13 protein-coding genes are annotated in these 12,124 nt (G+C 63.0%); 6 read left to right on the top strand and 7 right to left on the bottom strand.

Annotated elements, in window-relative coordinates; all coding sequences use genetic code 11:
• Window positions 1-282 precede the first annotated feature (282 nt).
• Entirely contained in the window at window positions 283-1,908 is a 1,626-nt protein-coding gene (locus tag FPB55_RS10375) for a methyl-accepting chemotaxis protein (protein ID WP_125854405.1), read from the bottom strand.
• A gap of 359 nt (window positions 1,909-2,267) precedes the next feature.
• On the opposite strand from FPB55_RS10375, the gene FPB55_RS10370 reads away from it, so the two are divergent.
• Window positions 2,268-3,512, top strand: coding sequence for a DUF1835 domain-containing protein (locus tag FPB55_RS10370; RefSeq protein ID WP_125854406.1), 1,245 nt, complete (start codon window positions 2,268-2,270; stop codon window positions 3,510-3,512).
• Between the two features lie 35 nt (window positions 3,513-3,547).
• On the opposite strand, the gene FPB55_RS10365 is transcribed toward FPB55_RS10370, so the two are convergent.
• Window positions 3,548-4,681: an aminotransferase class V-fold PLP-dependent enzyme gene (locus tag FPB55_RS10365; protein WP_009686588.1), complete on the bottom strand. Its 1,134-nt coding sequence runs from the start codon at window positions 4,679-4,681 to the stop codon at window positions 3,548-3,550.
• A 154-nt stretch (window positions 4,682-4,835) separates the two neighbouring features.
• Between FPB55_RS10365 and FPB55_RS10360 the strand changes: the two genes are divergently transcribed.
• From FPB55_RS10360 to arsH, 4 genes are read left to right on the top strand one after another with little or no spacing between them, the layout of a single operon-like run.
• The gene (locus FPB55_RS10360) at window positions 4,836-5,183 is read left to right on the top strand and encodes a metalloregulator ArsR/SmtB family transcription factor (protein ID WP_009686587.1); all 348 of its coding nucleotides are present in this window, start codon (window positions 4,836-4,838) and stop codon (window positions 5,181-5,183) included.
• A gap of 21 nt (window positions 5,184-5,204) precedes the next feature.
• The gene (locus FPB55_RS10355; protein WP_125854407.1) at window positions 5,205-6,488 is read left to right on the top strand and encodes an arsenic transporter; all 1,284 of its coding nucleotides are present in this window, start codon (window positions 5,205-5,207) and stop codon (window positions 6,486-6,488) included.
• A gap of 28 nt (window positions 6,489-6,516) precedes the next feature.
• On the top strand, window positions 6,517-6,987 hold the full coding sequence (locus tag FPB55_RS10350; RefSeq protein WP_125854408.1) for an arsenate reductase ArsC: 471 nt from the start codon (window positions 6,517-6,519) through the stop codon (window positions 6,985-6,987).
• Between the two features lie 12 nt (window positions 6,988-6,999).
• Window positions 7,000-7,701, top strand: coding sequence for an arsenical resistance protein ArsH (gene arsH, locus FPB55_RS10345; protein WP_125854409.1), 702 nt, complete (start codon window positions 7,000-7,002; stop codon window positions 7,699-7,701).
• Window positions 7,702-7,737: 36 nt separating this feature from the next.
• On the opposite strand, the gene FPB55_RS10340 is transcribed toward arsH, so the two are convergent.
• The 3 genes from FPB55_RS10340 to FPB55_RS10330 are packed head-to-tail and all read right to left on the bottom strand — an operon-like array spanning window position 7,738 to window position 9,372.
• A complete protein-coding gene (locus FPB55_RS10340) occupies window positions 7,738-8,187 on the bottom strand; it encodes a carboxymuconolactone decarboxylase family protein (protein WP_125854410.1) in 450 nt (149 codons plus the stop codon).
• Entirely contained in the window at window positions 8,184-8,858 is a 675-nt protein-coding gene (locus tag FPB55_RS10335) for an NAD(P)H-dependent oxidoreductase (protein ID WP_125854411.1), read from the bottom strand. Before FPB55_RS10335 ends, FPB55_RS10340 begins: the two co-directional genes overlap by 4 nt.
• Window positions 8,859-8,889: 31 nt before the next feature.
• Complete coding sequence (locus FPB55_RS10330) at window positions 8,890-9,372, bottom strand: GNAT family N-acetyltransferase (RefSeq protein ID WP_125854412.1); 483 nt, start codon at window positions 9,370-9,372, stop codon at window positions 8,890-8,892.
• Window positions 9,373-9,466: 94 nt separating this feature from the next.
• Here FPB55_RS10330 and FPB55_RS10325 point away from each other — a divergent pair, with 94 nt between their 5' ends.
• Window positions 9,467-10,954 carry a PLP-dependent aminotransferase family protein gene (locus FPB55_RS10325; RefSeq protein ID WP_177433785.1) on the top strand — a complete coding sequence of 496 codons (1,488 nt, stop codon included), beginning with the start codon at window positions 9,467-9,469 and terminating at the stop codon, window positions 10,952-10,954.
• Window positions 10,955-11,009: 55 nt separating this feature from the next.
• Here the strand turns inward: FPB55_RS10325 and FPB55_RS10320 are convergent, their stop codons facing one another.
• Window positions 11,010-11,486 (bottom strand): nuclear transport factor 2 family protein, encoded by a 477-nt coding sequence (locus tag FPB55_RS10320; protein WP_029885754.1) that lies wholly within the window; start codon window positions 11,484-11,486, stop codon window positions 11,010-11,012.
• A gap of 59 nt (window positions 11,487-11,545) precedes the next feature.
• Window positions 11,546-12,115 carry a TetR family transcriptional regulator gene (locus FPB55_RS10315; protein WP_125854414.1) on the bottom strand — a complete coding sequence of 190 codons (570 nt, stop codon included), beginning with the start codon at window positions 12,113-12,115 and terminating at the stop codon, window positions 11,546-11,548.
• Window positions 12,116-12,124: the final 9 nt, after the last annotated feature.

Raw genomic sequence — 12,124 nt, 5'->3', positions numbered from 1 at the left:
ACTGCAGCACTCCGGCGCTGCTCAGCGGCCAGGCGAAATCGGTAGCAACAGAAGGCCCCGCGGCCTTGAGGTGGGTGGTGCATGAAGAGGTCCTTGTCTTCCGGCAAACTGAAGACATGAACGCTAGCGGGGAACCGATTCTGCGAGAAGTCCAGCACTTCCCGGCGTAACGTAGGAAATGTCGGCTGAGTTTTCGATGACAGGCGCGCGCCGAGAGACCGAGCGCTGCGCGAGGGCCGCTCGATCTCTGCGAGGCTCGTAAATGTTCTGGGCCGAAGGCGTTCAAAGCTTGAACTGCCCGACCAAGGTCGTCATCTCCCCCACCAGGCCCGACAGCGCCTTGCTCGCAGCGCTGGTCTGCTGCGCCCCGGCCGCCGAATGGTTGGACAGTTCACGGATGTTCAGCAGGTTGCGGTCCACTTCGCGCGCAACTTGCGCCTGCTCTTCGGCGGCGCTGGCGATGACCAGGTTGCGTTCGTTGATTTCGCCAATCGCACTGTAGATACCCTCCAGCACCTGCCCCGAGGCCAGGGTGACGTCCAGGGTCGACTGCGCACGGTGGGTGCTGGCCTGCATCGACGCCACTGCCGCTTCGGTGCCGGCCTGCACGCGGCCGATCATCTGCTCGATTTCCTGGGTCGACTGTTGCGTGCGGTAGGCCAGCGTACGCACTTCATCGGCCACCACGGCAAAGCCGCGGCCCGCCTCCCCGGCACGCGCCGCTTCGATGGCGGCGTTCAGCGCCAGCAGGTTGGTTTGCTCGGAGACCGAGCGGATCACTTCCAGCACCTTGCCGATATCGCGCACCTGCCCCACCAACTGCTCCAGGTGGGTACTGCTGGTCTGGATCTCGCGGGTCATGGCCTCGGTGCCGTCGATATTGTCGCTGACCTGGCGGCGGCTTTGCGTGGCTAGCTGGTTGGACTCGCTGGTGGTCTGCGAGGTGCTGATCGCATTGCGTGCAACCTCCTCCACGGCGGTGGTCATTTCGGTCACGGCAGTGGCTGCCTGTTCCAGCTCCAGCCCCTGTTGGCGCAGGTTGTTGGCGCTTTGCTCGGTTACCGCGTCCAGCGCAGTGGCGGCTTCGTCCAGTTGCCGGGCACAGCGCCCGATCTGGCCCAGGGTGTCGCGCTGGCTTTGCTGCATGCGCTGCAACTCGTGGAACAGCTGGCCGATCTCGTTACTGCCTTGTGCCTGCACTGGCACGCTCAGGTCGCCCCCGGCAATACGCTGGAAGTGCTGGCCGGCCTCACGCAGGGGGTGCAGCACTCGCTGGGCGATGAAGCCCCAGCACAGGGCTGCCAGGGCCAAGGTCAGCGCCAGCAGGCCGAGGCTGAGCAACTGCGCACGGGCCAGGCGGCGATCGGATTCGAGCATGATCTGCTGGCCACGCTGGCCCAATTCGCCAACCAGTTGCTGGCGTAGCGCCTGCAACCGGCCCATGGCGTTACCGGCGTCGACGTTGACCTTGAAGTATTGCTCCAGCGAGCGCTGGCGGGTGGCCTCACGCTGCCCGGCCACCGCGGCGGCGTATTCGGCGAAGGTCGCCTGCAACTCGGTCGCCAAAGTGCGCAGGGCCGGCTCGCGGCTGTTTTCGACGAATTCGTTGACCAGCTTCTGGCTTTTTTCGTTCAACTCGAGCGACAGTGCCATGCGCTTGGCAGCACTGTCGTCGTGGCCGCCGAGTTGCTCGATGAAGCCCGACGACACGTTGGCGCTGGAACGGATGGCCATCAGCAAGGCATTGTTCAAGCGGTCCGACTGATGCGCAGTCTGGTCCAGTTCGGTGATCTGCTGGTCACTGCCAACCGCCGCTCGCCAGGCACTGAGGGTGGAAAACAGCAGGGTCAGGCTGAACAGCGACAATACCCAGAACATTCCGGTGCGGATCTTCAAGTTGGCAAGCATGCGGGCAGTACTCCTGGTTGGCACCACTTCTGATCGATGATTCGACGGTGGGTGTGCTGCTATCGGAGCGGCGCGGCGCCGGCTTGAGGGGCTCAGGCATGCTTGTGGGCGGTAACCGAACAGATGTTGCCTGCAATCGGGGCCTCGCCCAGCAACCCGCGCGGTACCTGGCAGCGCATGCGTTGGCGGGCTCGGCAGGGAAAGCCTGGGTTTGCCAGCCAAGCCGCGATGCGGGTAAAGTCGGGCCCTGGCGCTGGCTGCGCCTGCGGTCCGCGCAAAGGGGTTACCCGAGCCATGCGATAACCTGTTTCCGTACCAGCTCCAGGCTTGTCGGCGGACCGAGCCTCAAAGGAGTTGGCATGCCCACCATCCATGCATCCCGCCACCATGGCCTGCTCGATCTTGCCGCTTTGCGCAAACGCGCCAAGCGTTTGCTCAACGCCCTGAAGCACCACCAGGCCGACGACGCCCGGGAACAGTTGCGCACCCTTGGCCTGCCTGGCCCCCATTATCGCCTTGCCGATACCCAATGGCTGGTGGCCCGCGAAGCCGGCTTCGCCAGCTGGCCCAAGCTCAAGGCGCATGCCGATGCCGTGGCGTTCGCCGCACGCCAGCCTGGCTTCGCTGCCGATGACGAAGCCGCCGTGCAGCATTGGCGCTGCGGTAACGATATTGCCCACAGCTTGCGGGTTGCGGGGTTTGCCGGCGCTTTCCAGATGTTCGACGACCCCATGGTGATGGGGCCGGTGCCGGCCCTGCCAGAAGATCGGTACTGGCCGGTGCGCAGCGCGTACATACAGCAAGCGTTCAACCTCAGCGCCGAGGCTGTCGCCCCGCGCCAGGCTGCCCAACAGGCCGCATTGGCCGGTTTGAACGGCGACAGTCAGCTGGTGCTGTGGTGCGAAGCCGACGCTTACGACCAGTTGTTCCTGATCCGCGTGCTCGCCAGCCTGCCCTGTTTGCCGCGACGCCTGGAGCTGATCGAAATCGACAAGGTCCCTGGCGTAGAGCGCTTCATCGGTATCGGCCAACTGGCCCCGGATCTGCTGGCCTGGCTATGGCCACAACGTCGCGCACTGGGTGAGGATGCACTGACCTTGGCGCGCCAGGCTTGGGCTGCCTACACCGCCGCTGAACCCCAAGCCTGGGCCGCCCTTGCTGGCCGCCAGCACCGGCCTTTGCCGCTGTTGGGCCGGGCACTGGCGCGCCAGCTGCAAGAGCTGCCGGGCGCCAGCGACGGCTTGAGCCTGAGCGAACGCCTGCTGCTGCGCGTTCTGGCATCGCATGGGGAGCTGCCAGCCGGACGCGTGTTTAGCCAACTGATGCAGCAGGATGAGCCGCTCCCTTACCTGGGCGACATGATGTTCCATGCCCTGCTGCAGCCGTTGCTCCATACACCCTACCCGCTGCTGTGCGAAGGCCCGGGCGACGCCTGGGCCCATCGGCCATTACGGCTGACCGCACTCGCCGAACAGGTGCTGGTCGGTCAGCGCCACTGGCTCGACCAGCACCCTGCTCAGCGTTGGGTAGGCGGGGTGTGCATCGACGCGGCTGACAAGCCTTGGGTGGTTAGCGAGCAAGGCGAGGTCTGGCGACGACAATAGCGAAGCGGCTTGGCTGCAAGGGTGGGCGGGAACCCTTATTCCGCCAGCACCTCCTCCAGCGCCTGCTCCAGCGTGCTGACGGTGCGCTCGATATGCTGCAGTTTTTCCAGCCCGAACAGGCCAATGCGGAAAGTCTGGAAATCTGCCGGCTCATCGCACTGCAGCGGCACCCCAGCGGCGATCTGCAGCCCGTGGTCGGCAAATTTGCTGCCGTTCTTGATGGCATCATCATCGGTGTAGCTCACCACTACACCCGGGGCCTGGAAACCGCTGGCGGCCACGCTCTTGATGCCTTTGCCGGTCAACAGGGCGCGCACCCGCTTGCCGAGGGCCTGTTGCTCGGCGCGCAGTGTGTCGAAGCCGTAGGCGCGCATCTCGTTCATCACGCCGTTGAACCTTGCCAGTGCATCGCTAGGCATGGTCGCGTGGTAGGCATGCCCGCCCTGCTCATAAGCCTGCATGATCTGCAGCCACTTTTTCAGGTCGCAGGCAAAACTGCTGCTCTGTGTCTGCTCGATGCGTTGCAGGGCCAGGGCACTGAACATCACCAGGGCGCAGCATGGGGAAGCACTCCAGCCCTTCTGCGGCGCGCTGAGCAGCAGGTCGACGGCGCACGTGTGCATATCGACCCACACCGCGCCGGAGGCGATGCAGTCCAGCACGAACAAGCCGCCCACTGCGTGCACGGCCTCACCCACGGCGCGCAGGTAATCGTCGGGCAGCATGATCCCGGATGACGTTTCGACATGCGGGGCAAAGACCACCTGCGGTTTGTGCGCCGCAATCGCCGCCAGCACTTCATCCAGCGGCGGTGGCGCATAGGCCGCCTGGCGCCCGGTTTCCACCGGCCTGGCTTTCAGCACCGTGGTAGCCGCCGGAATGTTGCCCATCTCGAGAATCTGGCTCCAGCGATAACTGAACCAGCCGTTGCGGATCACCAGGCACTGCTGGCCAGTGGCGAACTGCCGCGCCACCGCTTCCATGCCAAACGTGCCACTGCCCGGCACCACGGCCACGCCCTGGGCGTTGTACACCTGTTTCAAGGTGCCGGAGATGTTCTTCATCACGCCCTGAAATGCCTGTGACATATGGTTGAGGGAGCGGTCGGTGTACACCACCGAGTACTCGATCAAACCCTCGGGGTCGACACTGGGATAAAGCTTTGACATGGGCTGGCTCCTTTGGCAGGGACGTCATTGCCCTCGACCCTGCCTCAAGCCCCGGCAAATGACAAGGTGCGGCCGCGGCGGCAGATCACAAATCCGCTTGGACACTACATATGGAAATACGTATATTCGTATTTCCATATGTAAAGACACTGCCATGATTACCCCACCTGAAGTGTTCAAATGCCTGGCCGACGAAACCCGTGCCCGCGCCACCCTGCTGATCGCCAACCTGGGTGAACTTTGCGTCTGCGAGTTGATGTGCGCGCTGAACGACAGCCAGCCGAAGATAAGCCGCCACCTGGCCCAGCTACGCAGCAGTGGCCTGTTGCTGGACCGACGCCAGGGGCAATGGGTGTATTACCGCCTCAACCCGGACCTGCCCACTTGGGTCAACGCGGTTCTGCAGGCGACGCTACAGGCCAACGAGCAATGGTTGGCACACAACACCCAACGCCTGCAGAACATGGATGGCCGCCCTGTCCGGGGCTCTGCCTGCTGCTGATCAACAACGAGAAAGAACCCTATGCTGGTCGCCATTGCAGTCTTCGTTTTCACCCTTACCCTGGTCATCTGGCAGCCCAAAGGGCTTGGCGTTGGCTGGAGCGCCGCGCTCGGCGCGGTCATCGCCCTTGCCACAGGTGCCGTTTCGCTGCACGACATCCCGGCGGTCTGGGGCATCGTCTGGAACGCCACGTTCACGTTCATCGCCGTCATCATCATCAGCCTGCTGCTGGATGAAGCCGGGTTTTTCGAATGGGCAGCCCTGCATGTGGCGCGCTGGGCGAATGGCAGCGGCTACCGCCTGTTCGCCTTCTGCATACTCCTCGGTGCTGCCGTGTCGGCCCTGTTCGCCAACGACGGTGCGGCGCTGATCCTCACCCCCATCGTCATGTCGATGCTGCTGGCACTGCGTTTCTCGCCGGCTGCGACGCTGGCTTTCGTCATGGCCGCCGGCTTTATCGCCGATACCGCCAGCCTGCCGCTGGTTGTCTCCAACCTGGTGAACATCGTTTCGGCCGATTACTTCGGGTTGGGCTTCGCCGAGTACGCTTCGGTGATGGTGCCGGTGAACCTGGCCAGCGTCGCCGCGACGCTGGTGGTACTGTCGCTGTACTTTCGCCGTGACATACCGCAGCACTACACCGTTGCAGCCCTGAAAACGCCCGGCGAAGCGATCCACGACCGTGCCACCTTCACGGTCGGGGGTTGGGTGTTGCTGGCGTTGCTGGTGGGCCTGTTCGCCCTTGAACCACTGGGCATTCCGATCAGTGCAGTGGCAGCCGTGTGTGCCGCCCTACTGTTCGCGGTCGCCGCGCGCGGGCAGCGCATTGCGACCCGCCGCGTGCTGCGCGAGGCCCCCTGGCAGGTGGTGATTTTCTCGCTCGGCATGTACCTGGTGGTCTACGGGCTGAAAAATGCCGGCCTGACCGACATGCTCACCCAACTGCTCGACCGCCTGGCGGAACAAGGGCTGTGGAGTGCCACCCTGGGCACCGGCGTGATCGCAGCGTTGCTGTCTTCGGTCATGAACAACATGCCCAGCGTGCTGGTCGGCGCGTTGTCGATCCAGGCCAGCGAAACGCAAGGCCTGGTGCGCGAGGCGATGATCTACGCCAATGTGATTGGCTGCGACCTGGGCCCGAAAATCACCCCTATCGGCAGCCTGGCAACACTGCTCTGGCTGCATGTGCTGGCGCGCAAAGGCGTGCGGATAACCTGGGGTTATTACTTCAAGGTCGGCATTTTACTGACCCTGCCCGTGCTGTTGATCACCCTTTCGGCTTTGGCACTGCGCCTTAGCCTCTGATAGTCCGCCAGCAAGCGGAGGAGCCCCTATGCGAGTTCTGTTCATGTGCACGGCCAACAGCTGCCGCAGCATCCTTTCCGAGGCCGTGTTCAATCACCTGGCGCCTGACGGCTTTGAAGCCGTCAGTTCCGGCAGTTTTCCCAAGGGCCAGGTGTTGCCTCGCAGCCTGACCACCCTGCAGCAGGCCGGCATTTCGACCCAGGGCCTGAGCAGCAAGGGTAACGAGGCATTCGAGGGGTGCCCGCCAGACATCGTGGTCACCGTGTGCGACAAAGCCGCCGGTGAAGCCTGCCCGGTGTACTTCGGCCCGGCACTGAAGGCGCACTGGGGGCTGGAGGATCCGTCCGATGTAGAGGGCGATGAAGCGGCCGTCGACGCGGCTTTCAACGCCACGCTGGCGCGGATAACTGCCCGTTGCCAGGCATTCTTCGCCCTGCCCTTCGACACGCTGCAACGCGAACAACTCCAGCAAGCGCTGGATCGAATTGGTGCGCTTTAAGCGGGAGGCTACATGAACGAGCAACTACCTAATCTTGACCTTTCGCTGTTCGATACGCCCCCAGCAGCCAAGCCGGCCAGCCAGCATGCGCCGCGTATCCTGCTGCTGTACGGGTCGACCCGCGAGCGCTCTTTCAGCCGCTTGCTGGTGGAGGAAGCCGCACGGCTGCTTGAGCACTTCGGTGCCGAAACCCGCACGTTCGACCCATCAGGCTTGCCGCTGCCAGACGATGCCCCCGTCGAGCACCCCAAGGTTCAGGAACTGCGGAACCTGGTGCAGTGGTCGGAAGGTCAGGTCTGGTGCTCACCAGAGCGTCATGGCGCGATGTCTGCGGTGTTCAAGGCACAGATCGACTGGATACCCCTGGCGCTCGGCGCCCTGCGTCCCAGCCAAGGCAAGACGTTGGCCGTGATGCAAGTGTGTGGCGGTTCGCAATCGTTCAACGTGGTCAACCAACTGCGCGTGCTGGGCCGCTGGATGAGGATGTTCACCATACCCAACCAATCGTCCGTGCCCAAGGCGTACCTGGAGTTCGACGACACTGGGCGCATGAAGCCTTCGCCCTATTACGACCGGTTGGTGGACGTGATGGAGGAGCTGGTGAAGTTCACGGTGCTGCTGCGCGATCACCAGGAATTCCTGGTGGACCGCTATTCGCAGCGCAAGGAAAGCGCGGAACAACTCGCTGCCCGGGTGAACCAGCGCGCGCTTTGAGCGCCTTGCCGATACTACTATCCCTGCCACCAACCCTCATGCTTTTGCGGCCGGTCGCAAGCGGAAGCTGACCCCCATGCGGTTGAACGCGTTCATCGCGGCAATGGCCGCGGTGAGCTCGACCAAATCTTTTTCTGTGAACGCGGCCGACGCGGCGGCGTAGGCCTCATCCGATACATGCGTCTCACTGACCCGGGTCACTTCCTCTGCCCAGGCCAGGGCCGAGCGCTCCTGCGCCGAGAACAGGTAGTGCGCTTCATGCCAGACCGGCACCAACAGCAGTTTATCCACCGACATGCCCGTCTTGAGCAGATCACGCGAATGCAGGTCAATACAGTGCGCACAACCGTTGAGTTGAGACACCCGCAGAAAAACCAGATAAATCAAGGGTGCCGGTAGATCGGTCTGCGTTGCCACGAACTGATGCAACCCAGTGAGGGCCTTGGCGGCCCCAGGCGATGCGGTAAACCAGTTCAGGCGACTCATGCGTGTTGCCCCTGCGGTAGCGGCTTGGAAGACGCGGCGAAGAACCCTTGCACTTCAGCCTGTGCAGCAGCCCTGGCCGCTTGTAGAAACTCCGCCCCTCTGGCGGTGCCCTCGAGGGTGAAGTAATTGACCTGCTTTAGGCCAATCGTGGCAAGTACGGCCGACAGGTATGGCCGGAGAAAGTCGGGTTGGCGGGCATTCGGCCCGCTGATGTAGCCCCCGGAGGCTACGGCCACATACACTGGCCGATCCACCACCGTGCCCACCTTGCCTGCCGCGGTGCTCAGGAACGTGATGCCGACCCGTACCACGTGATCGATCCAGACCTTGAGCGGTGCTGGCACACTGTAGTTATGCATTGGCGTGGCAATCAGCAGCAGGTCGCAGGCCTGCAACTGGCCAATCAATTCGTCGGAACGGTTCAATGTGCCGTCTTGCGCTGCGGCTACAGACCCTCCCAGGTTGGCCAGGGCCTGAGCATACCCGGCGTCGACCGGCGCCAGGTCATTGAGGTCGAAATCGGTGACCTGTATACCACGCCTGCCAGCCTGCACGGTCAAGCCGAGCAGTATGTGCTGGGACAGTTTGAAGCTTTCTGATGCCTGACCGTTCGGGCTGGCGATCAGGCGAAGAATGCGCAAAGGCGCCCTGGGCTGCTCTGACGACGTCATGAAGTTACCTCGATGAGAGACGTGCTGCCGCTCAAGGCGCAGCGAACTGTTTTTGGAAGCGCGTGGCACTGTTGTGCAGGCCTTCACGGGAATAGAAGTGTTGCGCGCGGGTGTTGGCCAACCCGGTATCGAGCACCAGGCGCGCACAGCCCGTGGCCTGGGCCAACCGCTGCAAGGCAGCCAGCAATCGTGCGCCCCACTGCTGGCCACGCTGCGTTTCGGCGGTGACCAGGTCGTCCACATACAGGAACCGCCCGTAGACCAGGTTTTCCTGAAGGCGGTAACCTGCCAGCGCCACAAGCTGGTCTGAGCCGAAGCCCCCGAGCAGCCGATAGCCTTCAGCGCGCATACGCTGGACGCGGCCGATGAAGTCGGCCTCGCCAGCCAGGTGCGGGCGCAGTTGCTGCATGACCGGGAACGCGAGATGCAGGTCATTCTCGCCGTCCAGATGGCGCAAGTCCGAATCAGCCAGGTCAAGCTCGCGCGGTACTGAGGGGGTCGGGGTGAACGTCATGGTGGCAAAGCTCGTTCGATGGGTGACGGGGCTATGATGAACCACGTTCAACCCATTTGAATGAGCCAAGAAAGGGTATATGAACTAGGCCATGATGACGTTTTCTTCCCGATCCTTCGCACCGCTCGATGAGCGCTCCGCCGCGCCGCTCTACCGGCAACTCTACAACCGTGTGCTCGCCGCGATAGCAGCAGGCACCTTGGCGCCGGGTGACCGCTTGCCGTCTGCGCGGGCCATGGCCAAGGAGCTGGGGGTGGCCCGTGGCACCGTCGAGCTTGCCTATTCGTTGCTCACCAGTGAGGGCTACCTGCTGGCCCTGAAGCAGAAAGGCACCGTGGTCAACCCTGAGCTGCGCCCGCCCGCAGCCGCGGCGACAGCGCAGCCCCCGGCCAGTGATGGTCCCGAGGACCCGGACGCCCTGCGGCGCCCGCCACAGCTTTTGCCATTTCAACTGGGCTTGCCGGCGATGGATGCTTTCCCGCGCAAGATCTGGGCGCGCCTGGGTGCTCGCTACCTGCGCGGGATGCAGCCGGGTGACCTGGACTACCCGCCGCCCCTCGGGCTGCCAGCACTGCGCAGCGCGATTGCCTCGTACCTACAGATGTCGCGCGGCATCGCTTGCACGACCCAGCAGGTGTTCATCACCAGCGGTTGGCGCAGCAGCCTGTCGCTGGTGGCGCAGACGTTGTTGCGCAACGGCGAGCGCGCCTGGGTTGAAGACCCGGGTTATCCCGTCACGCGCCAGGTACTGCGCCAATTCGGGCTTGAACTGGAGGGGGTGGCAGTGGATGCCGAGGGCATGAACGTCGAACAGGCTATCGCCAACGCCAGCGCGGCGCAGGTCGCCATGGTCACACCGGGCCATCAGAGCCCCCTGTCCATGGCCTTGTCGCTGCCGCGACGGCAACTGCTGCTGGACTGGGCCGCCAGCACCGGGGCCTGGATCGTGGAGGACGACTACGACAGCGAGTACCGCTATGTCGGCCGCCCGCTCCCGCCGCTTGCCAGCCTTGATCGCCATGGGCGGGTGCTGTATGCGGGCACCTTCAGCAAAATGCTGTTCCCCGGTATCCGCCTGGCCTACCTGGTGGTGCCCCTGGCTCAGGTTGCAGCGTTCGAGCGGGTCGCCCACGCACTGTTTTCCGGCGGTTCACCCTCGATGACCCAGGCCCTGGTGGCGCAGTTCATTGCCGAGGGCCATTTCACCCGTCATATCCAACGTATGCGCCGGCTCTACAACGAACGCCGGGCCTTGACCGTCGGCGCACTGGAGCGGAGCTTGCCCAAAGGTTGGCATGTCGAGCGGTCTCCAGGCGGCATGCATTTGCTGCTGCGCCTGCCGCAGGGGGTAAGTGACACCCTCCTGGCGGAGCAATTGCTGGCCAAGGGGATCGCGGTACAGGCCCTGTCGCGCTGGCATCTGGCGCTTCCCCGCCGTTCAGGGCTGCTGCTGAGCTTCACCAATTGTGCCAGCGCTGCCCAGGCTGAGCAGCTCGGCGCATTGATCAGCGAGAAGCTAAGCCTCTCGCCGCGGCCCCTCGCACCGGCTGCAAATCTTCTGGCAAACAACCGTGAGCCCTGATGCGTTCTGTGGGCAGGGCTAGCTCGCCGACGAAGACGCTCAGGCGGAAGATCACTTACAGCCCGAGCTCGCTCAGCCCAGGGTGGTCATCCGGGCGGCGGCCCAATGGCCAGTGGAACTTGCGCTCGCTTTCCTTGATAGGCATATCGTTAACGCAGGCGAAGCGACGGTGCATCAGGCCATCCGCTTCGAATTCCCAGTTCTCGTTACCGTAGGAGCGGAACCAGTTACCGGAATCATCATGCCACTCGTAGGCGTAACGCACGGCGATGCGGTTATCGGTAAACGCCCAGAGCTCTTTGATCAGGCGATAATCCAGCTCTTTTTTCCACTTGCGGGCCAGGAAACCTTTCGCTTCTTCGCGGTTGGTGGCGAACTCAACGCGGTTACGCCATTGGGTATCCAGCGTATAGGCGTGCGAGACTTTCTCCGCGTCGCGGCTGTTCCAGCCATCTTCAGCGAGTCGAACTTTCTCGATGGCTGTTTCACGGGTAAAAGGTGGAAGTGGCGGCCGAGTTTGAGCATTGGACATGATCATGACTCCAGTCGAGTTGGGCAGCAAAGTGTGATTACAACTTCAGGCATCAAACGTCAGGGCGCAAACTCTTTCAGCAAAAGTTGCGCAACTTCCATGGCATCATCAGCAGCGTGATAATCTCCCATGACACGCGCCGTGGTGATCGCGCCCTCGATCAGGACAAACAACTGCCTGGCCAAGACCGGCGGTTGCCGAACATTCAATTGCTCAGCCAGTTCAAGCGTGTAGTCCAGGAGTTTCTGCTTGTGCAACTTGGCGATCTGGCGGATGGGGTCTTCAGGGTCCCCGACCTCGCCTGCCGTGTTGATGAATGCACAACCGCGAAAACCATCCGACTCGAACCAGCCTTTCAAAACAGTGAACATGTTCAGGATGCGAGCGTATGGCGTGGCTGCTTTATCGCATTCAGTCCTGAACCACTGCATCCAGCGTACGTCGCGGGCACCCAAGGCCGCAGCGGCAATATCATCTTTGGTAGCGAAGTGGTTGTAGATGCCCTTTCTCGACACGCCTGAAGTTTTCACCAGTAAATCCATGCCCGTGGCATGAATCCCGTTTTCGTAGATGAGTTTCTCGGCGGTGGCCAGGATCTGGTTTCTGTGATCTATCGTTGGTCTGCTCATGGGCTCAAT

The sequence above is a fragment of the Pseudomonas sp. BJP69 genome (assembly GCF_007633355.1).
Lineage (GTDB): Bacteria > Pseudomonadota > Gammaproteobacteria > Pseudomonadales > Pseudomonadaceae > Aquipseudomonas > Aquipseudomonas juntendi.
This window is presented reverse-complemented; position numbering and strand designations above follow the sequence as displayed.

Excerpts from the sequence above, each read along its gene's own strand:
- FPB55_RS10375 (WP_125854405.1), bottom strand. The coding sequence starts at position 1,908 with ATGCTTGCCAACTTGAAGATCCGCACCGGAATGTTCTGGGTATTGTCG.
- FPB55_RS10370 (WP_125854406.1), top strand. The coding sequence starts at position 2,268 with ATGCCCACCATCCATGCATCCCGCCACCATGGCCTGCTCGATCTTGCC.
- FPB55_RS10365 (WP_009686588.1), bottom strand. The coding sequence starts at position 4,681 with ATGTCAAAGCTTTATCCCAGTGTCGACCCCGAGGGTTTGATCGAGTAC.
- FPB55_RS10360 (WP_009686587.1), top strand. The coding sequence starts at position 4,836 with ATGATTACCCCACCTGAAGTGTTCAAATGCCTGGCCGACGAAACCCGT.
- FPB55_RS10355 (WP_125854407.1), top strand. The coding sequence starts at position 5,205 with ATGCTGGTCGCCATTGCAGTCTTCGTTTTCACCCTTACCCTGGTCATC.
- FPB55_RS10350 (WP_125854408.1), top strand. The coding sequence starts at position 6,517 with ATGCGAGTTCTGTTCATGTGCACGGCCAACAGCTGCCGCAGCATCCTT.
- arsH (WP_125854409.1), top strand. The coding sequence starts at position 7,000 with ATGAACGAGCAACTACCTAATCTTGACCTTTCGCTGTTCGATACGCCC.
- FPB55_RS10340 (WP_125854410.1), bottom strand. The coding sequence starts at position 8,187 with ATGAGTCGCCTGAACTGGTTTACCGCATCGCCTGGGGCCGCCAAGGCC.
- FPB55_RS10335 (WP_125854411.1), bottom strand. The coding sequence starts at position 8,858 with ATGACGTCGTCAGAGCAGCCCAGGGCGCCTTTGCGCATTCTTCGCCTG.
- FPB55_RS10330 (WP_125854412.1), bottom strand. The coding sequence starts at position 9,372 with ATGACGTTCACCCCGACCCCCTCAGTACCGCGCGAGCTTGACCTGGCT.
- FPB55_RS10325 (WP_177433785.1), top strand. The coding sequence starts at position 9,467 with ATGACGTTTTCTTCCCGATCCTTCGCACCGCTCGATGAGCGCTCCGCC.
- FPB55_RS10320 (WP_029885754.1), bottom strand. The coding sequence starts at position 11,486 with ATGTCCAATGCTCAAACTCGGCCGCCACTTCCACCTTTTACCCGTGAA.
- FPB55_RS10315 (WP_125854414.1), bottom strand. The coding sequence starts at position 12,115 with ATGAGCAGACCAACGATAGATCACAGAAACCAGATCCTGGCCACCGCC.